The sequence below is a fragment of the Opitutia bacterium ISCC 52 genome, assembly GCA_014529675.2.
GTDB lineage: Bacteria > Verrucomicrobiota > Verrucomicrobiia > Opitutales > UBA2995 > UBA2995.
In genome coordinates this window covers 3,088,090-3,108,192 of the sequence record CP076040.1, presented here as the reverse complement: position 1 = coordinate 3,108,192, position 20,103 = coordinate 3,088,090, and the positions used below count along the sequence as shown (strand labels likewise).

18 protein-coding genes and 2 pseudogenes are annotated in these 20,103 nt (G+C 48.9%); 14 read left to right on the top strand and 6 right to left on the bottom strand.

The window, feature by feature from the left end:
- Positions 1 to 343: 343 nt before the first annotated feature.
- The 10 genes from GA003_13210 to GA003_13165 are packed head-to-tail and all read left to right on the top strand — an operon-like array spanning position 344 to position 11,232.
- A complete protein-coding gene (locus GA003_13210; GenBank protein QXD26985.1) occupies positions 344 to 997 on the top strand; it encodes a cytochrome c family protein in 654 nt (217 codons plus the stop codon).
- Positions 994 to 4,347 (top strand): TAT-variant-translocated molybdopterin oxidoreductase, encoded by a 3,354-nt coding sequence (locus GA003_13205; GenBank protein ID QXD26984.1) that lies wholly within the window; start codon positions 994 to 996, stop codon positions 4,345 to 4,347. Before GA003_13210 ends, GA003_13205 begins: the two co-directional genes overlap by 4 nt.
- Positions 4,348 to 4,366: 19 nt before the next feature.
- Positions 4,367 to 5,806, top strand: a complete 1,440-nt coding sequence (gene nrfD, locus GA003_13200) for a polysulfide reductase NrfD (protein QXD26983.1) — start codon at positions 4,367 to 4,369, stop codon at positions 5,804 to 5,806.
- Positions 5,807 to 5,821: 15 nt separating this feature from the next.
- Positions 5,822 to 6,358 carry a DUF3341 domain-containing protein gene (locus GA003_13195; GenBank protein ID QXD26982.1) on the top strand — a complete coding sequence of 179 codons (537 nt, stop codon included), beginning with the start codon at positions 5,822 to 5,824 and terminating at the stop codon, positions 6,356 to 6,358.
- Positions 6,359 to 6,360: 2 nt separating this feature from the next.
- The gene (locus GA003_13190; GenBank protein ID QXD26981.1) at positions 6,361 to 6,969 is read left to right on the top strand and encodes a cytochrome c; all 609 of its coding nucleotides are present in this window, start codon (positions 6,361 to 6,363) and stop codon (positions 6,967 to 6,969) included.
- Positions 6,966 to 8,213, top strand: a complete 1,248-nt coding sequence (locus tag GA003_13185) for a hypothetical protein (GenBank protein ID QXD26980.1) — start codon at positions 6,966 to 6,968, stop codon at positions 8,211 to 8,213. The genes GA003_13190 and GA003_13185 overlap by 4 nt, the downstream gene beginning before the upstream one ends.
- A complete protein-coding gene (locus tag GA003_13180) occupies positions 8,203 to 8,496 on the top strand; it encodes a hypothetical protein (GenBank protein ID QXD26979.1) in 294 nt (97 codons plus the stop codon). Before GA003_13185 ends, GA003_13180 begins: the two co-directional genes overlap by 11 nt.
- An 8-nt stretch (positions 8,497 to 8,504) precedes the next feature.
- Complete coding sequence (locus tag GA003_13175; protein ID QXD26978.1) at positions 8,505 to 9,947, top strand: cbb3-type cytochrome c oxidase subunit I; 1,443 nt, start codon at positions 8,505 to 8,507, stop codon at positions 9,945 to 9,947.
- Positions 9,944 to 10,576 (top strand): cbb3-type cytochrome c oxidase subunit II, encoded by a 633-nt coding sequence (locus GA003_13170; GenBank protein ID QXD26977.1) that lies wholly within the window; start codon positions 9,944 to 9,946, stop codon positions 10,574 to 10,576. Before GA003_13175 ends, GA003_13170 begins: the two co-directional genes overlap by 4 nt.
- Positions 10,576 to 11,232: a cytochrome c gene (locus GA003_13165; protein QXD26976.1), complete on the top strand. Its 657-nt coding sequence runs from the start codon at positions 10,576 to 10,578 to the stop codon at positions 11,230 to 11,232. Before GA003_13170 ends, GA003_13165 begins: the two co-directional genes overlap by 1 nt.
- A 53-nt stretch (positions 11,233 to 11,285) precedes the next feature.
- Here GA003_13165 and GA003_13160 read toward each other — a convergent pair whose 3' ends face one another.
- The 6 genes and pseudogenes from GA003_13160 to GA003_13135 all read right to left on the bottom strand — a co-directional run bounded on the left by GA003_13160 (position 11,286) and on the right by GA003_13135 (position 16,352).
- A complete protein-coding gene (locus GA003_13160) occupies positions 11,286 to 12,098 on the bottom strand; it encodes a pyrroline-5-carboxylate reductase (GenBank protein QXD26975.1) in 813 nt (270 codons plus the stop codon).
- Positions 12,082 to 13,185: pseudogene (locus GA003_13155) on the bottom strand (hybrid sensor histidine kinase/response regulator). The gene GA003_13160 and the pseudogene GA003_13155 overlap by 17 nt, the downstream one beginning before the upstream one ends.
- A gap of 120 nt (positions 13,186 to 13,305) precedes the next feature.
- Entirely contained in the window at positions 13,306 to 13,815 is a 510-nt protein-coding gene (locus GA003_13150) for an RDD family protein (GenBank protein ID QXD26974.1), read from the bottom strand.
- Positions 13,816 to 13,876: 61 nt separating this feature from the next.
- Entirely contained in the window at positions 13,877 to 14,749 is an 873-nt protein-coding gene (folD, locus tag GA003_13145; GenBank protein ID QXD26973.1) for a bifunctional methylenetetrahydrofolate dehydrogenase/methenyltetrahydrofolate cyclohydrolase FolD, read from the bottom strand.
- A gap of 6 nt (positions 14,750 to 14,755) precedes the next feature.
- Entirely contained in the window at positions 14,756 to 15,589 is an 834-nt protein-coding gene (locus GA003_13140) for a hypothetical protein (GenBank protein QXD26972.1), read from the bottom strand.
- A gap of 37 nt (positions 15,590 to 15,626) precedes the next feature.
- Entirely contained in the window at positions 15,627 to 16,352 is a 726-nt protein-coding gene (locus tag GA003_13135; protein ID QXD26971.1) for an rRNA pseudouridine synthase, read from the bottom strand.
- Positions 16,353 to 16,440: 88 nt separating this feature from the next.
- Here GA003_13135 and GA003_13130 point away from each other — a divergent pair.
- The 4 genes and pseudogenes from GA003_13130 to fabF all read left to right on the top strand — a co-directional run bounded on the left by GA003_13130 (position 16,441) and on the right by fabF (position 20,027).
- Positions 16,441 to 17,601 (top strand): annotated as a pseudogene (locus tag GA003_13130) (sulfite reductase subunit alpha).
- A 91-nt stretch (positions 17,602 to 17,692) separates the two neighbouring features.
- Positions 17,693 to 18,442, top strand: coding sequence for a 3-oxoacyl-[acyl-carrier-protein] reductase (gene fabG / locus GA003_13125; protein ID QXD26970.1), 750 nt, complete (start codon positions 17,693 to 17,695; stop codon positions 18,440 to 18,442).
- 34 nt (positions 18,443 to 18,476) lie between these two features.
- Positions 18,477 to 18,731 carry an acyl carrier protein gene (locus tag GA003_13120; protein QXD26969.1) on the top strand — a complete coding sequence of 85 codons (255 nt, stop codon included), beginning with the start codon at positions 18,477 to 18,479 and terminating at the stop codon, positions 18,729 to 18,731.
- Between the two features lie 39 nt (positions 18,732 to 18,770).
- The gene (fabF, locus tag GA003_13115) at positions 18,771 to 20,027 is read left to right on the top strand and encodes a beta-ketoacyl-ACP synthase II (protein QXD26968.1); all 1,257 of its coding nucleotides are present in this window, start codon (positions 18,771 to 18,773) and stop codon (positions 20,025 to 20,027) included.
- The last annotated feature ends 76 nt before the right edge of the window (positions 20,028 to 20,103 follow it).

Sequence of the window (20,103 nt, the reverse complement as noted above, 5' to 3'; positions counted from 1 at the left end):
ATTGCCATAGGAAATCGGGCACATTCTATAGCGTAGTTTTTGCAACCGTCCGTATAATCTCTTTTCTCCACCATCCATGGCAGACAACAAGGAAAACCTTTCACGTCCGAGATTTTTGAAAGGCTTTTTGGGCGCCGGGTTTGCGTCGATTCTCCTAGGAAAATCCGCAACCGGCTCAACGAAAGATAACCAGGATGCATCGTCTAAGAACGTGCGCCTCAAAGTTCGCCAGGATCCTCGCGCTATTTCGCGCGATAGCTAATCAGGGTGCAATCGAACAATGCTACTCAACCGCTTTCCTGCTCCTTCTAACTAACGAGCGGCTCAAAGGGATACTTTTACTATGTCTACAATCTTTCCGAAAGAAGCTAACAAAGCCCCGCTTCAGGTAGTCATCGCACTACTGATCGTCATCGGGACCATCACGGCCGGAGCGACCTATTATCTTACTCCCAAGTATTCTAGAGTAGGTTATCAGCCAGTTCAGCCTGTTCCTTTTGAACACTCACTCCACGTAGGTGAGTTGGGCCTGGATTGCCGCTACTGCCACAATCAGGTGGAGAAATCCGGACATTCCAACGTTCCGGCCACCAGCACCTGTATGAACTGCCACAACCAGGTTCAGGTCCTGAGTGAGAAGCTAGAGCCGGTTCGTGACAGTTTTGCGAGTGGGGAATCCATTCCCTGGGTGCAGGTACATAAGGTGCCTGACTATGTATATTTCAATCACTCTGTTCACGTGAATCGCGGCATCAGTTGTTTCGAATGCCACGGCCAAGTGAATGAAATGGATGAAGTCCGCCATGAAAAATCCTTTAGCATGGGCTTCTGCTTGGAATGTCACCGCAATCCAGAAGAAAAACTTCGCCCTCTCGATCAAATTACCAACCTCGATTGGCGTCCTGAGAGCAAGGAAGCGCAACTTGAGTTTGGAAATGAAATGAAAGAGCACTGGAAAATCAATCCGCCAACCAGCTGCTCAGGATGTCACCGATGAATAAATTCTTAAAACATCCCGAACCTTCCGAGTCGGATCTTAAGGGACCTCACTACTGGAGAAGCCTCGACGAACTGGCCGAGACCGAAGGTTTCAAAGACTATTTGCACCGGGAATTTCCCGAAGGGGCTTCTGAGTTGGACGGCGTAAATCGCCGCCAGTTCATGAAAGTCATGTCAGCTTCTTTTGCCTTTGCAGGCGTTGGATTGACGGGTTGCCGTCGTCCGGAGAAGCATGTCATGCCTTACAGCAAGCAGCCCGAGGAGATCGTGCACGGTAAGCCACTGTTCTATGCAACGGCCATGCCACACCGCAATGATCCGGTAGCTTTGGTGGCTGAGACCCATGAAGGTCGTCCCACCAAGCTTGAAGGCAATGCCCTGGTCCCAGGAAGCAATGGTAGCACCAACCAATATGCTCAAGCTTCTATTCTAGACCTCTATGATCCCGATCGTTCAAAGAAAACCGTCCAAGGCGGTCGCACCCTGACCGAGGATCAGCGTGCGGATTATCTGGCTTCTGTTTCTAAGCAGTATGCTGAAAATGGTGGAGAAGGCCTTGCCTTCCTCGCTGAGGGAACTCCTTCTGTGACTCGCCAAGCTCAGTTGAAGCAGCTCAAAGCCAAACTCCCCAATGCAGTTTGGGCCGAGTATGATGCGATCGACACTTCCAATTTCGAAAAGGCGGCTGCCCAAGTATTAGGTAAAAGCGTTCGCGCCATTTATGACTATTCTAAGGCGGAACGAGTTCTGTCCCTGGAAGCTGACTTCCTATACAGCGACCCGAATCACCTGGCTGATACCCTGGCGTTCTCAAAAGCACGCAAGGTGGACGACGATCATCCTGAAATGAACCGCCTCTATGCGGCTGAGTCTTACTACTCCATCACGGGTGGTATGGCTGATCACCGTTTACGCATCGCTTCAGGTGATATCCCAGCGTTTACTGCGTTAGTTGCTGCAGCTGTTTTAGAACAAGCTGGCATCACTGGAGGGCAGGCCATTCTATTCTTGAAGTCTGCTGGTGAAGGCCTGGACGTAGATCCTCATTGGATTGAAGAATGCGCCAAGGATCTTGTCAGTCATCGCGGAAAAGCGCTCGTGGTTGCAGGACCACACCAGTCCCAAAGTGTTCATGCGCTTACCATCGCCTTAAACGAAGTTTTACAGGCTCAAGGTAATACCGTGAATTACGTGAGCATTCCTGAAAATACAGCGAGCGCCATTTCTGAACTGGCCGAATCCATCAACGGAGGCTCTGTGAAGACCCTTTTCGTTCTCGGTGGAAATCCGGTTTACAACGCTCCAGCTGACCTGAACTGGTCGGACGTTCAAGCTAAGGTAGACGAGGTGATTCGCCTCGGAGCCACCTTTGACGAGACGTCAGAGATTTCAGATTGCCACATCAACGCGGCTCACTTCCTCGAAAGCTGGGGAGATGCGATCGCTTATAACGGCACTGTCTTGGCCATCCAGCCAATGATTCTCCCACTTTTCCAAGGACTTACTGAAAGTGAAATCTTGGAGATCATCATCAACGGAGCAGCAAAGGATGGTTACCAGATCGTATCCGAAGCTTTGATCGGTTCTTTGAGCGGAGGTCAAAAAGCATTCGAAAAATTCCTGCACGATGGATACTGGAGTGGCACAGCTAGCCAAACGACTTCGGTAAGTTTCAACCAAGGTGCCGCTCAGCAATTGCTGACATCAGAAGGAATCGGGCTCGCCAATACCTCGTCTAGCAACCTCGAAATTCGTTTCCTCCAAGACCCAAGTCTCGACGACGGTCGGTTTAATAATAACGGATGGCTGCAAGAATGTCCGGACCCTGTCACCAAATTGACCTGGGACAATGCGTTCCTCGTTTCTCCAAAATTGGGCGCAGAGCTTGGCGTGATTGCAGGTAATACTTTAGTGAAGGTGGTTCGCAAAAACCCGAACGCCCACAAACGTGGAAAAGAGCAAGGTCATATCATTGAAGTTACCGTCGACGGTAAAACATTGACCGGACCTGCTCACGTGCAGCCAGGTCTGCCAGACTACACGGTTGTTGTTTCTCTAGGTTACGGTCGCACAGTGACCGGAAACGTAGGAGAGGGTAGTGGCTTTAATGCTTACACACTGCGAACGGTGGCTGGATGTTCTTCCGTTACCGGTGCTTCAGCGAAAAACGTTGGTGGTGTTCAGCAACTTGCTGATACGCAAGAGCACTGGTCCATGGAAGGCCGTGCGATTATTCGCGAAGCCAACCTCGACTTTTATAAAGAGCACTCCGACTTCGTGGACCATATGGGAATGGAGTCGCATTCACCTGCGATTCTCGGCCTGGATGGAAACGGTGGTAATCGCCGCGATACGGTCGCTCTCCAAGAGCTGGTCAAATCGGGTGATAACAACCGTGGTAACTCGGCTTACGTATCACCAGAGTTCACTGGCACCCACCAATGGGGAATGTCCATCGACTTGAATACCTGCACGGGTTGTAACGCCTGTGTGATTGCGTGTCAGTCTGAGAATAACATTCCAGTGGTCGGTCGCGAACAAGTGCTTCGTGGACGTGAGATGCACTGGATCCGCCTCGATCGTTACTATTCTGCAGGTCCAGGAAAAGACACCAATGAGATCCCCACCGATCCACAGGTTTCTTTGCAACCGATGACTTGTCAGCACTGCGAAACGGCACCTTGTGAGTCTGTTTGTCCAGTGAACGCAACCGTTCACGATGATGAAGGTCTGAACGTGATGGCTTACAATCGTTGTGTAGGAACGCGTTATTGCGCCAACAACTGCCCATACAAAGTGCGCCGGTTTAACTTTTTCGATTGGAACGACCGCGAAATGGGTCGTGACTACGAAGGCCCTCTTGGCCCCAAGGGAATGGATGAGCTTAAGAAGATGAGCAAGAATCCCGAGGTTTCCATTCGTATGCGTGGAGTTATGGAGAAGTGCACCTACTGTCTCCAGAGAATCCAGGCAGCGAAGATCGACCAGAAGGTTGAAGCCCGCGATTCCGACAACATCAAAGTTCCTGATGGCACTATCAAAACCGCTTGCGAGCAAGTGTGCCCGGCTGACGCGATTGTATTCGGAGACGTTTCCGATCCTGAATCTCGCGTTTCCAAGCTCAAGGAATCCAACCGCGATTACGGTGTGTTGGCTTACTTGAACACACGTCCGCGCACCACTTACCTCGCCAAGTTGCGTAACCCGAATCCGCTCATGCCGGACTTCTACGATAACCCACTCAGTCATTTGGAATACAATGAGGCGAGTGGACACGGAGATGGCCATGGAGATTCCCACGGCGATGAAGCACACGCTACAGAGGATAGCGGCCACAACGGTCATTAATTAATAGCATTTCGAGATTATGACATTTTCTGATCAATTCTCTCTAGATGGAAAAGCGGCAGCTTCTCCAGAAGTGCTGGCCGAAGTAAAGCCCGCGCACAAACCAAGACCCAAGCTCGTTGAAAACGATCGCAGCTTCAGTTGGATTACCAACAAAGTGTGTGGCATCGTTGAGGAGAAGACACCGACCTGGTGGTGGGTAGCATTTAGTTGTGCGGTTTTCCTAGCATCCTTTACCGCAATCGGTCTGACCTACCTGGTATCAACCGGGGTAGGTGTTTGGGGCCTGGCCAATCCGATCAACTGGGGTTGGGCGATTGTAAACTTCGTATTCTGGATTGGTATCGGTCACGCCGGTACCCTGATTTCCGCGATTCTCTGTTTATTAAAACAGCCGTGGCGGACCACCATAAACCGTGCAGCTGAGGCGATGACTATTTTCGCGGTGGCTTGTGCGGGTATCTTCCCGGTGTTTCACGTGGGTCGTGTCTGGTTTGCCTGGTGGTTGTTCCCACTTCCAAACGCCAATGCGATCTGGCCTAACTTCCGCAGTCCGCTCCTCTGGGACGTGTTTGCGGTATCCACTTACGCTACGGTTTCTGTCGCGTTCTGGTATGTCGGACTACTTCCTGACTTGGCCACAGTTCGAGATCGTGCGAAGACCAAGATTCGCAAGTTTGCCTATGGCTTTTTTGCTATGGGTTGGCGCGGATCGAATCGCAACTGGAGCAACTACGAGATGGCCTACCTGCTGCTCGCGGGTCTGTCTACGCCGCTGGTTCTTTCGGTTCATACGATCGTATCCTTCGACTTCGCCGTGTCTCTGGTTCCCGGATGGCACACCACCATTTTTCCACCTTACTTCGTTGCCGGTGCTATCTTTTCCGGATTCGGGATGGTGCTTACCTTGATGTTGCCGCTTCGCGCGATCTACGGTCTGCACGATCTGATTACCCAGCACCACATCGACTGTATGTGTAAGATCACCTTAGCGACTGGAACCATTGTCGGCTACGCCTACACGATGGAGTTCTTCATCGCAGCTTATGGAGCCAATCCGTTTGAGATTTTTGCGTTTATCAACCGTGCGTTCGGAATCTACGCCTGGTCCTACATTGCCATGTTCTCTTGTAACGTGATTTGCCCGCAGCTGTTCTGGTTCAAGGCCATCCGTGAACGTCCTCACGTCGTTTGGATCATTTCGATCTTCGTGAACGTAGGTATGTGGTTCGAGCGTTTCGTTATTACGGTTACTTCTTTGGCTCGTGACTTCCTGCCATCCAGTTGGGGTTACTACTCACCGACTTGGGTCGATATTTTCACTTTCTTCGGAACCTTTGGAGTGTTCTCCACGCTGTTCCTTCTATTCCTGCGCTTTCTGCCACTTATTGCTATTGCCGAGGTAAAAGCAGTGACACCACAAGCGGATCCGCATCACTACGAAGGAGGGCACCATTAATCGGAGGAATTAAGTATGTCTGATAACACCACATACGGCCTTGCAGCCGATTTTGAAAATCCACTGGCCTTGATGAAGGCAGCGGAAAAGTGCCGCGACGAAGGATTTAAGTCCTGGGACTGCATCACTCCCTTTCCCGTTCACGGATTGGACGATGCCATGGGACTCAAACGTTCCAAAGTTCCCTTCTTTACCTTTATCGGCGGAAGTATCGGTTTTTGCACCGGAACGTTCATCGCCTGGTATATGAATGCCTTTGACTACCCATTGATTGTTGGAGGTAAGCCTTTCTTCAGTCCGGTCTTTCCATTCCCGGTCATGTATGAGCTGACCATTCTTTTGGCCGCTCTTTCGACGATTGCTGGAATGTTCATTCTGAATGGCCTGCCTCGTCACTATCATCCTGTGATGAAAGCCAAGAATTTTGCCGGCACCACCGATGATATCTTGCGTATCACGATCGAAGCTTCGGATCCATTATACGACTCCGATAAAACCAAGGCCTTCCTTCAGGAAATTGGCGGAATCAACATCCAGGAGCTCGAAGACTGATCATGAAATATTTTCTCTTCATATACGCCTTGGCGGTTATTTCCGTTGTTTCCATTCTTGGATTCCGTGGGACGACCTTTACCGAGCCACCTCTGGAAGTATTCCCAGACATGGATGACCAATCCAAATACAAGCCTCAAGGAACGTCTGCATTCTTTGCGGATGGTCGCACCGATCGCATTCCAGTTACTGGAACGATCGCTCGGGGTAACCTTAAGGACGACGAGTTTCTTCACTTCGGAAAAGACGGCGACGCTTGGGCAAAAGGATTTCCAATGCCTGTTACGAGTGAGCTGATAGAACTAGGTGCTGCTAAATACCAAATTTATTGCACCCCTTGTCACGGAGGAACCGGAGATGGTAACGGCGTGACTAAGTTCCGCGGCATGGTTGTCACTCCCACTTACCACGACGATCGTCTGCGCGATATGCCAGAAGGTGAGATTTTTAACACTGTGAGCAATGGCATCCGTCTTATGGGAGGATATGCAGATAAGTTGTCTACGGAAGAACGATGGGCAGTCATTGCCTACATGCGTGTATTACAACGCGCACAAAATGCTTCCGTCGAAGACGTGCCTCAGGCCAACAGAAAGGATTTGGGACTATGAGCAGCGAAGTAACAACTCCAGGAGCGGTAGCCGCTTCTTTAGGTAAAAAGAACTGGTCGAATATCTGTCTTATTGGCGGTGTGATTTTTCTTTTAGTCGCCATCTTCGGAGCCGTCTCCGGTGCTATGGACCATAACGCACGTCCGGCTTACGGATTGCTTATCATGTTCACCTTCTACCTGAGCATCGGTTTGGGGATGTTGTTGTTGAACTTGATTCACCATGTATTTGGTGCCGGTTGGTCAACGGTTCCTCGGCGTCAAGTTGAGCATGCTACTTCTATCTTCCCGGTACTAGCGGGAGTCTTTGCAGTTTTTCTAATCATGACCTATTTCATAGACAATGGTCTGATCTGGAAATGGATTGATTTTGAAAAAGTCAAAGACGATGTGCTTTATACCAAAAAGAGTTGGTATCTCAACGATGCTCGTTTTCTGATTGGTGTGATTGTCTGTTTCGGCGGGTGGATTTTTCTTTCTCACAAGATGCGCAGCTACAGTGCTGCTCAGGACAAGGACGGCGATGTCAAGTGGACGAACAAGCTGGTATGGTGGTCTGCCGTTGGAGTGATCTTCACTGCATTGACCCTGTCCATGGCTGCGATTGACTGGATCAAATCTATCGAATTCCACTGGTTCTCTACCATGTTTGGCGTCTGGTTCTTTGCCGCCAGTATGCGGGCTGCTCTGGCGGTAACGGCTTTAGTTTGTTTGTATCAGGTTTATAAGAACGGACCCCTAACCGGTCTGTTCAAACGGGGCCACCTCTACGACCTTGGCTGCCTTATGTTGGCCTTCACCGTATTCTGGGCTTACATCAGCTTCTCCCAATATTTCCTGATCTATAACGCCAATATTCCCGAAGAAACCTTCTGGTACAACATGCGTGAGCAGGGAGCCTGGTGGTGGGTCAGCATGGGCCTCATTTTTGGCCACTTCCTGTTTACCTTCATCTACTTGCTGTTTTACGGAAACAAGGTGAAGGCGAGCCGCATGATCTTTATTTCCGTGTGGATCCTTTGTTTCCACATGTTGGATCTCTATTTCAACATTCTACCGTCCAAGCGGGAAAACTATGAGATGTTTATCTCATATCCCTTCTACATCTCTCTTTGGGATATCGCTGCGTTCCTCGGAATCGGTGGACTCTGCGCCTGGTCTTTCATGAGAAGCTGGGCAAAAACACAAGTCATCCCAGTGAAGGATCCAAGAATCTCAGAATCTTTGCATCACCATGGCCGCTAATTCATCCCAATCAAACGGATCTTCGATCTTGCCTTCAGTTTTTGTAGGCCTCGTTACCATTGTCGTATTCGCTTTGCTCGTTCTCTTAGTAAGTAAACTAAGCGATGGGGGTAAAGTTGAGGTAGCACAACAATCGGGTGATCAACCACCATCAGCAGCTGACTTGCGTGTGCAAGAAGCGGAAACACTTAGCACTTACGGTTGGGTCGACCAGGAAAAGGGTACGGTTCGTATCCCTGTCGAGCGGGCGACCGAGTTGGTAATCGAAGAACTGAACCAGTAATTTACACCATGTCTGATACGGATACATCGCTCAATCCTTCGGGAATTTCGGCCATCGATCAGTCGCTGAAAGCTCCGGTATTGGTCTTTTTGCTCTCAAGTGCCAAGTGGTTGGTTTTTGCAACCATCTTCGGATACCTGGCTGCATGGAAATCACATAACCAAGCTTTTCTCGATTCATTTTCCTTCTTAACAACCGGTCTTGTCCAAGCCGCTTACACCGCGATATTGGTTTACGGTTTTGCCTGTAACCTGGCATTTGGTGTCGCTATCTGGATGATGGCTCGACTCAGTGGTTCAGAAGTGCGCGCAGGATTAACACTTATTATAGCCGGCGCTTTCTGGAACATCGCTCTGACCGTAGGAGTTGTTGGGATTTTGATAGGTGACTTAAGAGCCTTTGAGTTCCTTGAACTTCCCGCATACATTGCAGCACCTATGGCTATGGCCTCCACCCTCATTTCCATTTGGGGAATTATGTTATTTACGAACCGCACGAACAAGGACGTTTATGCCTCTCAGTGGTTCATCATTGCAGCCCTCTTTGTGTTTCCCTGGATCCAGATCGTGGCGAAAATCATGCTCGGTTCGGATGCGAGCTCTGGAGTCAGTCAAGCTTTGGTAGCTAGCTGGTTCGCAGGGAATTTGACCTGGCTCTGGTTTGGCGCGATTGCAGTTGCGGGCCTCTACTATCTGATTCCAAAGCTGTCGGGATCACGTCTCCTGTCATACAGTCTGTCCCATATTGGGTTCTTTGCGCTGATATTTGCAGGTAGCTGGGCAGGAGTTGCTCGCCTTGTCGGTGGACCTTTCCCTTCCTGGATTATCACTGCTGGCATCGTAGCTAGCATCCTGATGCTTATCTTTTTTGCCATCACAGGTATCAATTTCGTGGGTACCCTCTGGCAGAGTGGAGCGAATAGTGAAAACAACGATGTGTTGCTTTTCGCAAAATTTGCTTCCTATGCATTATTGATCTCTGGAATTGGGGCCACGCTACTATCCTTGCGTGGCATAGCTGAAGTGACACAATTCACAATACTCCTGGATGCTCACCGCTTCCTGGTTATTTATGGTGTGTTCAGCATGACTGCGTTTGGCTTGGTCTATTATCTTGTCCCTCAATTCATGGGGAGAGACTGGCCGATGCGCTTTCTCATATCATCACACTTCTGGATATCCTTTATCGGAATCCTTCTGATTGTTGTTCCATTAGCCATTGGTGGTTGGAAACAGGGTTCTGCCATGATGGATGCTTCCATTCCATTCTCAGAAGTCGTCCGTAAAACGTCCTACTACATGGCTGCCCGTTCTATGGGTTGGATCTTCCTGGGGGTCGGTCATTGTGCCTTTATTCTTAATTTGTTTTCTATTCTCAAACCGGACTGCGACAGCTGCATCGAAGAGTTGACCCGAACCGAAACCGAACCGGTGGGAGGAGTTGAATCATGAAAAATTTCGCATCTTTATTCGCCTTTATTTTTTGTGCCATGGCCGTCTCTTGGCTGTGCCTACTCGTTGTTGGCGCCAGCGATGTTAACAACGAGGCTATAAAATCGCTTCAAGCTGAAGCCGATGCTGGAAAGATCATCATTGGTTCTGAAGGTCTGGCCGCAGCTGGAGCTGATGTTTATCGGGAAATGGCCTGTGCTGCTTGCCACACTCAACAAGTCCGTCGCCCGGGATACGGAGGAGACTTTGATCGCGATTGGGGAGGACGTCAGTCCGTAGCTCCTGATTATGCGTTGCATGATAATGCAATGATCGGCTCTCGTCGTTTGGGTCCCGATCTTTCCAATGTCGGTGCTCGCCGCGAAGCGGACTGGTTATTCATGCATCTCTACAAGCCTAGCTTACATGCAGATGCTACGACCATGCCGGCTTATCCCCATCTCTTCCAAGAGAAAGAATTTAGTGGTACTCCTGCGGTGAATGCCCTTGATCTGCCAGGTAACGATACACCTGCGGAAGGAACCGAAGTGGTTCCTACAGCTAAAGGTGTGGCTTTAGTTGCTTATTTGCAGAGCCTCAACCTCGACTACGATCTAACTGAATCAACTGTATCGAAACGGTTAAAGTAATGAGTGACGATCCATCAATTTCTAATAACTCCGGAACTGTAGAAGATGCAGATCTGGTTTCGCTAAACGATAAAAAGTCACTGGGGCTTCCCCAGATGATTGGATACTTTTGTATAGTCATTTCTGTTGCCCTGGCAGGACTCTATATCTCCAAATTTTCTGGTGGTTTTGATTCCAGTGAATATCTGGAGAAAGATTCCATAAATGCTGAGTTTGAGACTATCGCTGCAGAATTGAAAGAGCAGGGTGGAGGAATCGTTGAAGTGGCTACGGATGATCCTATTGCGCTAGGTGAAAAAATCTATATGTCTAATTGCATGGCTTGTCACCAAGTGACGGGTCAAGGAATGCCGGGTGCATTTCCACCTTTGGCTGGATCAGACTGGACAGGAAAAGATCCAGATATGTTGGCCCGTATAGTCATCGCAGGTATGCAAGGTCCTATCATGGTTAATGGTACTGAATATAACTCTATCATGGCGCCACTGGGAGCCGTTTTATCTGACGAAGACATCGCCAATGTGCTGACCTATGTTCGCCAAACTTGGGGTAACGATTATCCTGCGGTTGACGCTTCAGTCGTTGCCGAAGCCCGTGCCGCTACAGGTGCACGAAGCATGTGGACAGTTCCAGAGCTTGAAGCCTCGATGGAGTAGTAAAAGCTACTCCCATTAACTTTCATTCTAAAGGCCGGACGATGTTCCGGCCTTTAATCTTTCCCCATCTCGATGGAACGCTCTTTAGCGGCCCGAACAGTGTTGTGAATGAGAGTACGAAAGTTTTCTGCAGCCATGGTTTCCAGGCCAGCTTGTGTAGTGCCGCCTTTGGATGTGACTTGGTTTCGCAGTTCTTCCGGATGTTCATCGGCTTGCTTTGCGAGTGCGGCTGAACCGAAAACGGTTTGCTTGGCGATTTGTAGGGCCATGTCTTCTGAGAGCCCTTCGGCCTGACCTGCTTCTGCCAGGGCAGCGATAAATTCGAATACATAGGCGGGACCACTTCCGGCGACTGCGGTATGGACATCCATAAGTGTTTCGTTGATCTCAACGACTTCGCCCAGACTACCTAAGACAGCATGGAGGATTGTTTTATGGTCTTCTGAAAGTTCGTTGTCCGAACAAAACCCCGTCATGCCTTCGCCGATACGACCGGGAGTATTGGGCATGGTGCGTACGATCGTCCCGGCATTGGGGATCGAAGTATTCAGTTTTTTCAGATTCGTGCCGGCCAGGATTGAAAGCACTAGTCGGTTGTTGATGGAGGCAACGGCTTCCGCCTGGGTGTCCAATTGTTGAGGCTTAAATGCGAGAACGAGTATGTCGCTGGCTTCAATCAGGTCCTCATAAGAGTTACCGCATGAATGGGCTCCCGTTTCCTTGGCAAAGGCTCCGGCGCCTCGGCCGAATTCGCTGATGCAGTAAATTTGTTCTGGTGGGACAACGTTTTTCGAAATGAGGCCGCGCATCATGGCACTGGCCATGTTACCGCTGCCCCAGAAACCGATCCTAAAACTGTGAGTCATTGGGCGCGTGAATAGGGTGGTACAAAGTGGATACAGTTCCCTGACCATCTGGGTTGGGCTGTACGTCAATTTCGCCGCGCAAAGATCGAGCCGAGTGTCTGGCCACGGTCAATCCCATGCCACAACCTATCCCAGCTTTTATGGTTACGAATGGTTCGAAGATGTTATCCCGAATATTATCGGGAACACCTTTGCCATTATCGGTAACTCTTAAGCGCAACATTTCTACACGTTCACGGATTATTTCGTCTGTTTCAACCCGTATAATGGGGTCGTCGCAATCAAATCGATGGTAACTCTCCATGGCATTTTCCATAAGTCTGGAAACGACATCCTCAAATGTTTCACGGTTGGCCTGGAGTTTGAGTTCTGGATTGCTCATGTGGAGTTCCACATACTCAATCTCGTGTTCTTCTTTGAACCGGTCGACCGCTCTTTCGAGAAGCTCGTCGAGAATCAACTCCCCAACAGCGATTTGTGTCTCACTGTCAAGGCGGCTGAGTTGTTTTACAATACCGGTCATTTTGGCCACCGTTTTGTCGATGACTCCTATGCCCCGATGAACAAGTTCTTCGTTGGTAAGATCGGTTTTGATCAGATCCAAGTAACCTACGACTACTCCCAGCATATTGTTTACATTGTGGGCGATCCCCTGGGTAATTGCTCCTATGGCTGCATTACGGCGAGCTTCTCCCAAGCGTTTGGTTTCGCGGTTCACTTCAAGGAAGCGGAGCTGCGTATTTACCCGAGCCACGGTTTCCTCTAGATCTATGGGTTTTGTGATATAATCAACTGCGCCGGCACTTAGGCCTTCCAGCTTTCCCTCTTTTGAGGAGTTAGCCGTAATAAAAATAATAGGAATCGAACGAGTATCCTCGCTTTCTTGCAGTCGTTCGCACACCTCACGGCCATCCATATTGGGCATCATGACGTCCAGAAGGATGACATCGGGTTGATGCTCTTTCACCAGCGACAGGCATGTTTCACCATCGTTGGCAGTCCACACATCCATATCTTCGCGGATGAGCTTCTTTTCTAGGAGCTTTACGTTCACGGGTTGATCATCAACCACTAAAATTTTAGGTTTTATCTTCACCTTGGATGCAGAGTTTTTATAAAGGAGGCCTAAGGGTAAACCTTAGGGTATGGTTTTTGTCTAACAAAAAACCGAAGTTTAAAAGACTACTTACATTCTAGGGAATTTTTCCTAATCAATTACCCAGGTACCCGTAATTAAATCGTGTACCGATCGCCTATCCTTCTGGAATACCGCCCAAATAAAGGTGATCCAAAGAATTGGGTGAAAAAGTAAAAATAGTGTTTTGAGCCAGGCTCTTAGAAACAAGGTGTTGGGCGATAGTGCCTCTTCCGGGTTCCGTCTGACTGTTTTGATTCCAAATATCTTTTTGCCAAATGAGCTTCCTCGAAGGATCCATTCATTGAGGAGGTAATAAAAGAAGAAGAGCGAATAATTGATAATCTGGCTCGCGAACACCATGTTTCGAACGGCGGTGTTCTCAAGTAGTTGTCGAGCAAGCTCAGTATTTCCGGTGAGTGATTCGGTGGCTTGTTCGGTATATTCGTACAGTATGGTCTGAGTCTCTGGGTAAAACACGGGAATCAGGAAAAAGATGATGATAGCCAGAGAAAACAAACCTGCCACAATGGCATCTGCTGCTCCGGCAAGTAACCGTACCCACGCCGGGGCTGGTTTCATGCTTATTCCTATTTCAATCTCTGCCGATGATGGAAGCTCCGGTGGCTGATCCATACCGTGTCTATGAGTGCAATGTCTTAAACGCGCTCAACGTGTTTTGCATTAGCATAGCAACTGTCATGGGTCCAACTCCGCCAGGTACCGGCGTAATAGCGGACACAATTGCGCTAGCCGCTTCAAAATCCACATCTCCAACCAATCGATATCCACTTTTGCGTGAGCTATCTTCAATTCGGTTGATACCCACATCAATAACGACTGCTCCTGGTTTCAGCATATCAGCTGTTACAAAATGAGCACGGCCGATGGCAGCAACTACGATGTCTGCTTGCTTTATCACAGAAGCAATATCCTGAGTACGTGAATGGCACACCGTAACGGTGGCATTGCCAAAAGCACCTTTCTGCAAGAAGAGCAGGGCGGCGGGTTTTCCGACGATCAAACTGCGACCCAGCACAACGACATGTTTGCCTTCAGCTGGAATGTCCGAACGTCTCAAAAGCTCTATGATCCCTGCTGGAGTGCAGGCAACGGAACCGGTGGGATCTTCCTGGCAAAGTTTTCCAATGTTCACCGTATGAAATCCATCTACATCTTTCTCTGGAAGCACGGCTCTGAAGATGGTGCCTTCATCTATATGCTTTGGGAGAGGCGCCTGCACGAGTATCCCATGAACGGATGCATCGTTATTGAGAGCTTCGACTTCTGCCAGAAGTTCATCCTGGGTAATAGATTCAGGAAAAACTTTCAGTTCACTTCGGATGCCGGTCTTGGCAGCAGCTCGTTCTTTGTTTCGGACATAGGAAACGGAGGCTGGATCTTCTCCAACTCGGATAAACGTGACGGCTGGTTTTTCTTCACCCAGTTGGGCGACTTCTTCAGCTATTTCTTCAAGGATAGTGGCGGCGATTTGCTTGCCGTCGATCAGCTTCATAGAATGTTACTGCAGGGTCAGTTGGTTAGCTACTATTACCAGGTCGCGGCCTTTGTTGATTTGGTAGATACTTCCGGAAAGGCTCACTTGTCTGCCTTCATAGGATTCAAGGGGGCGATCCACGATCAGGTTCCGCGGGTCAACGAAAGCAATCCGTTTTTTCCGTCGGTTTAAAATCTCCCACTGATAGCCTTCTTGTTTGAAGGGGTTGGAGAAGACAGGTTTGTAGGCGGCTAATTTACCTTCAAGGATGCGGTCAATAGGCTCACCTGGGTAGGGAGCTCCATTATCTACGTCTGCGGGAACGGCGGCTGCCAAGTCGTCTTCTACGACAGCCGATTGGGGTTCAAAATCATCGATAGGGGCTGCCGCGATGGGTTCTTCCGGAATAGGAGGAGCTGCAGCGGGTGTATCAGATTCAAAAAATACCGGGATGGATGCGGATATGGAGACTTTCATATAGTCCCCAGCTGCTTCAATCACTTCAGCGGTTCCATTTTCCTGATGGATTGCTAGAAAGGTATTTTCATTTCCTGCAACCAAGTAGACGGGCGCACCTACTTGAAGGGTGAGTCCCTTGGTAACATAAGACTTACGCACGTAACCTTCGAAAGTGTCTTCGAACTCGATGAACTTCCATAGGTTTGCGTTACCGGGCTCTGCTGGAAGATCGACCGCGGATGCGAGTCGAGCATCGTCAGATGGAATATTGGTCACCAGGTGGGAGGTGGGATCGGCTTGTAAATATAGCGAAATGACGCCTTGTGCTTCTGCTCCTCGAATACCTGTAATTAGAAAAAGGGAGAGAAGGGCAGTTCTCAAAATTTTGGATCGGATCATGATTTTTTTGCGTGTGAACGGTGAAGCTAAGGTCTCTTTAGGACAACAACAACTCCTTTTCTGCTTCTGTGAGCCTTTTTACGGACCCAGAACGTAGGCCTTGGATCCCGTATTTTCCAATTTTGAAACGTTCTAGCTGGAGAACGTCAAACCCAAGTTGCTTTAGAAGCCGTCGGATCTCTCGTTTTTTGCCATGATTAAGGGTGACATCCAACTCCCGGGGCTTGCCGGGGTTAGGCAACACCGCTTCCGCTCGGAGAAGTTCGCCCTCATCTCGAACACCCTTGATCATGTCTCCTACTAGGTGGAATGGAAACTCCTTATCAACGACTACCCGGTAGTGTTTCAGGACTTTCTGGGAAGGGTGAGTGAGTGAATAGGTGAGATCGCCATCATTCGTGATAACAATCAGGCCTTGGCTGTCACGATCCAAGCGACCCGCGCAGTGAAGGGTACTATCTGCCTGAAAGTTTTTCGGCAGCAACTCATAAATAGTCCTCTTTGCATAGGGATCCGCATGGGTACAGGTGTATCCCGTTGGTTTGTTTAGAACCAAAACGACTTTGGGTGTCCCAGACTTTTGTATACGGCGACCGTCGAAGAAGATATGATCTACCTCACCATTCACCTTTTGACCGATCTGGGCGACCTGTCCGTTCACGGTTACGCGGCCTTCTTCTATGAGCCTTTCGGCTTTACGTCGAGAAGCCACGCCAGCCTGGGCAAGGAATTTTTGAAGTCTTTCTGTATTGTGCTCAGACATTCTGAAGGTGGTGTGATTATTAAATTTTCTAATTTCGAGATTGAAATTGGTGTGTATGGCCTAGTGATTAGGCGCGACTATTAAAAGTATGGCTTCTGAAGTAGAATCTCAATACAACAAAAATAATCCGTTTTTGGCTCGGCTCACCGAAAACACCCAACTTAACAAAGTCGGCTCTGCCAAGAATACTCGTCATTTCGTCGTGAGTATTGATGGGAGTGACTTGGGGTATAGCTGTGGAGATTCACTGGGAGTTTTCCCTTCGAATTCGAAGGAGGAGGTAGATGCTATCCTTCGCGCACTCCACGCCAGTGGCGATGAGTCGGTCATTCTCCCACGCACCGAGAATGAAATTCGATTAGAAGAAGCGCTGACCCGGAAGCTATCCCTGGCATCTCCCACTCGCAAATCCCTTCGGGCGTTTGCCGAACGAGCTGAAGATGCTGCTGAGAAAGCTCAGCTACTTAAACTCCTGGAGGATGAGAATAAGGAAAGTACAGCCCTCTTTTTGTCAGAACGGGAATTTATTGACCTGTTAGAGGAGTTTCCGTCGGTTCGATTTTCTCCACAAGACTTTGTCCAATGATTGAGGAAGTTGATGCCCCGGTTATACTCAATAGCGTCCTCATCTGTGGTCCATGCGCGCGAGATTCACTTAACGGTAGCTGTCGTTCGTTATGAAACCAATCACCGCGAGCGTAGTGGAGTATGTAGTACCTATCTCTCAGACCGTGTTGCCTTAAACGAAGCGATTCTGCCTGTATTCGTCACCAAGTCCCATTTTGGGTTACCTGAAGATAATTCGACTCCGATTATTATGGTGGGGCCAGGGACAGGAATTGCACCTTTTAGAGCATTTCTTCAAGAGCGCATCGCAACCAAGGCAAGTGGTAAAAACTGGTTGTTTTTTGGAGATCAGCATGCAGCAACCGATTACCTCTATGGTGAGCAATTTGAGGCAATGAAAGAGGCTAACCATCTCGAGCGCCTCGATTTGGCATGGTCGCGTGACCAAGACGAGAAAGTATATGTACAGGACAAAATGATCGAATCCGGGGCTACACTGTGGGAATGGCTCGAATCGGGAGCTTCATTTTATGTCTGTGGAGATGCAAAGCGTATGGCAAAGGATGTAGATGCCGCTCTGCACCAGATTGCGCAGGAGCATGGTGGACTGAGCGAGGAGGCCGCGGTCGCATTTTTTAAGCAATTAAAGAAAGATAAACGCTACCAGCGTGATGTTTATTGAGGTTGCTAACTATTTTGACTGAAATACTCGTCTAATTCGCTGTTTAATTTCACTTGATAGGGCATAGAAATTGTGTCCCACTTTCCGTTTTATGAACCTGACTTTTAATGATCGAATAGCGGTTGTAACCGGTGCCGGAAGAGGCATCGGAAAAGCAATTGCTGAATCCTTGGCCGCTGAAGGAGTTCATGTGGTTTGTGTGAGTGTGAATCCCGCGAGTTGTGGATCCGCTGCAGAGGCCATTCTGGCCAATGGTGGCAAAGCCTCTTCTCTGGCCGTGGATGTGGGGGACTCCAGTGCTGTTGGGGAAGCCTGCAAACAACTGATCGAGGAACATGGTGGGATCGATATCCTGGTAAATAACGCCGGAATCACAAAAGATAATCTTCTGATACGTATGTCCGAGGAGGACTGGCAGGCTGTCATTGATACCAACCTCAGTAGCTGTTTTTACTGGGCTAAAGGCCTGGTTCGTCCCATGACCCGCAAGCGGTGGGGTCGCATTATTAATGTGTCCTCTGTAAGTGGTATCATTGGAAATCCCGGGCAGCTCAATTATGCGAGCGCTAAAGCGGGCATGATTGCCTTTGCTAAGACTTTGGCGAAAGAGTTGGCCACTCGCTCCATTACCTCGAATGTGGTTGCTCCTGGTTTTATTGCGACCGACATGACCAGCTCTTTTCAGGAAGGGGATTTATCAGAGCAGGTTTTGGCGCAAATTCCTTTAAAACGATTCGGAGACCCCAAAGACATCGCCAATATGGTAACCTACCTGGCTTCTGAGGAAGCGAATTATATTACTGGTCAGGTTTTTACTGTTGACGGCGGTATGACGATTTAAACTCTCAAATAATCTTAAACATCTAGTTCCTACCATGGCAGATAAAACAACTGAAGAACGCGTTACTGAAATCATCGTTAATCAGCTCAACGTAAACGAAGAGCAAGTTACTCCTGAGGCATCCTTCTTGGATGATTTAGGTGCCGACTCTCTCGACACCGTAGAGCTGATCATGGCGTTTGAAGAAGAGTTCAAAGACGAGATCGATGGGGAGATTCCTGAGTCCGACGCTGAAAAGCTACAGACTGTAGGAAATGTAATTTCCTACATCAAAGAAGAGTCTCAATAGCTCAACCTTTGAGTAGTCACGCGTACTACTCATCTTTCTATGACTAGCTTCCTAAATGACAGACGGGTCGTTGTTACCGGTATGGGTGTACTCACATCTTTGGGTGACACTCCGGATGCCTTTTACGACAATCTGTTGAATGGAGTCAGTGGGATCGATTCGGTTAAGGCATTTGATACCACCGATTACCCCTGTAAGATTGGGGCGGAGATACAAGATTGGGACCCGACCAGGGTCATGGACATAAAAGAGTCCCGCCGTAACGATCGATATACTCAATTTGCACTCTATGCTGCTTTGGAAGCCTTTAAGGATTCCGGCATCGATATCAGCCAGGAAGATCCTTACCGTGTAGGTGTCTTCGTGGGTTCTGGAATCGGAGGGATGGACACGATTGAGAAACAATCGTTTACCCTTTTCGACCGTGGGCCTCGTAGAGTTTCTCCATTTATGATTCCTATGCTCATTGCGAACATGGGTTGCGGTAAGGTTGCGATCGATCTTGGCGCAAAAGGACCCAACTTCGGAATCGTCAGTGCCTGCACAACAGGAACCAATTCCATTGGAGAAGCACTACGACATATACGTTATGGTGATGCCGATGTGATGGTCGCTGGGGGCAGTGAAGCCAGTGTCACAAAGTTGGCTTATGCGGGCTTTTGTCAGATGAAGGCCATGAGTACTCAGAATGATAATCCTCAGAAAGCGAGCCAACCTTTCAATGCTGGCCGTGATGGATTTGTCATGGGTGAGGGAGCTGGCGTGATTGTGATTGAATCATTGGAGCACGCTCTAAACCGTGGAGCCAATATTTTGTGTGAGATTTCCGGATACGGGGGCACTTGTGATGCTTATCATATTACAGCTCCTGATACTTCAGGTGAAGGTTTGGAGAATGCGATGCGTATCGCATTGAAGGATGCTGGAATTGCTCCGGAAGAAGTAGACTATGTAAATGCTCATGGCACTTCTACTCCCTACAACGACAAGATTGAGACTCAATCGATTAAAAATTGCCTGGGTGATCACGCTAAGAAAGTTGCGATCAGTTCCACCAAATCAATGACCGGACACTTGTTGGGTGCTGCGGGAGGGATTGAAGCAGTTGCTTGTGTGAAATCAATTATGACTGGGGAAATTCCACCTACGATTAACTTGGACGATCAAGATCCGGAGTGCGACCTCGACTACACCCCCAACACCAAAGAAACGTTAGATGTTCGGGTAGCCATGAGTAACAATCTTGGGTTTGGCGGCCATAACGGATCGCTCGTATTCAAGCGTTACGAAGCCTAGTTGGTTTCCAGAGGGGTTGCCCCTGACTTCGGAATTTGGCTCTATCCAAAATCTTGGTTCGGCAAATCAACACCCA

Excerpts from the sequence above, each read along its gene's own strand:
- GA003_13210 (QXD26985.1), top strand. The coding sequence starts at position 344 with ATGTCTACAATCTTTCCGAAAGAAGCTAACAAAGCCCCGCTTCAGGTA.
- GA003_13205 (QXD26984.1), top strand. The coding sequence starts at position 994 with ATGAATAAATTCTTAAAACATCCCGAACCTTCCGAGTCGGATCTTAAG.
- nrfD (QXD26983.1), top strand. The coding sequence starts at position 4,367 with ATGACATTTTCTGATCAATTCTCTCTAGATGGAAAAGCGGCAGCTTCT.
- GA003_13195 (QXD26982.1), top strand. The coding sequence starts at position 5,822 with ATGTCTGATAACACCACATACGGCCTTGCAGCCGATTTTGAAAATCCA.
- GA003_13190 (QXD26981.1), top strand. The coding sequence starts at position 6,361 with ATGAAATATTTTCTCTTCATATACGCCTTGGCGGTTATTTCCGTTGTT.
- GA003_13185 (QXD26980.1), top strand. The coding sequence starts at position 6,966 with ATGAGCAGCGAAGTAACAACTCCAGGAGCGGTAGCCGCTTCTTTAGGT.
- GA003_13180 (QXD26979.1), top strand. The coding sequence starts at position 8,203 with ATGGCCGCTAATTCATCCCAATCAAACGGATCTTCGATCTTGCCTTCA.
- GA003_13175 (QXD26978.1), top strand. The coding sequence starts at position 8,505 with ATGTCTGATACGGATACATCGCTCAATCCTTCGGGAATTTCGGCCATC.
- GA003_13170 (QXD26977.1), top strand. The coding sequence starts at position 9,944 with ATGAAAAATTTCGCATCTTTATTCGCCTTTATTTTTTGTGCCATGGCC.
- GA003_13165 (QXD26976.1), top strand. The coding sequence starts at position 10,576 with ATGAGTGACGATCCATCAATTTCTAATAACTCCGGAACTGTAGAAGAT.
- GA003_13160 (QXD26975.1), bottom strand. The coding sequence starts at position 12,098 with ATGACTCACAGTTTTAGGATCGGTTTCTGGGGCAGCGGTAACATGGCC.
- GA003_13150 (QXD26974.1), bottom strand. The coding sequence starts at position 13,815 with ATGAAACCAGCCCCGGCGTGGGTACGGTTACTTGCCGGAGCAGCAGAT.
- folD (QXD26973.1), bottom strand. The coding sequence starts at position 14,749 with ATGAAGCTGATCGACGGCAAGCAAATCGCCGCCACTATCCTTGAAGAA.
- GA003_13140 (QXD26972.1), bottom strand. The coding sequence starts at position 15,589 with ATGATCCGATCCAAAATTTTGAGAACTGCCCTTCTCTCCCTTTTTCTA.
- GA003_13135 (QXD26971.1), bottom strand. The coding sequence starts at position 16,352 with ATGTCTGAGCACAATACAGAAAGACTTCAAAAATTCCTTGCCCAGGCT.
- fabG (QXD26970.1), top strand. The coding sequence starts at position 17,693 with ATGAACCTGACTTTTAATGATCGAATAGCGGTTGTAACCGGTGCCGGA.
- GA003_13120 (QXD26969.1), top strand. The coding sequence starts at position 18,477 with ATGGCAGATAAAACAACTGAAGAACGCGTTACTGAAATCATCGTTAAT.
- fabF (QXD26968.1), top strand. The coding sequence starts at position 18,771 with ATGACTAGCTTCCTAAATGACAGACGGGTCGTTGTTACCGGTATGGGT.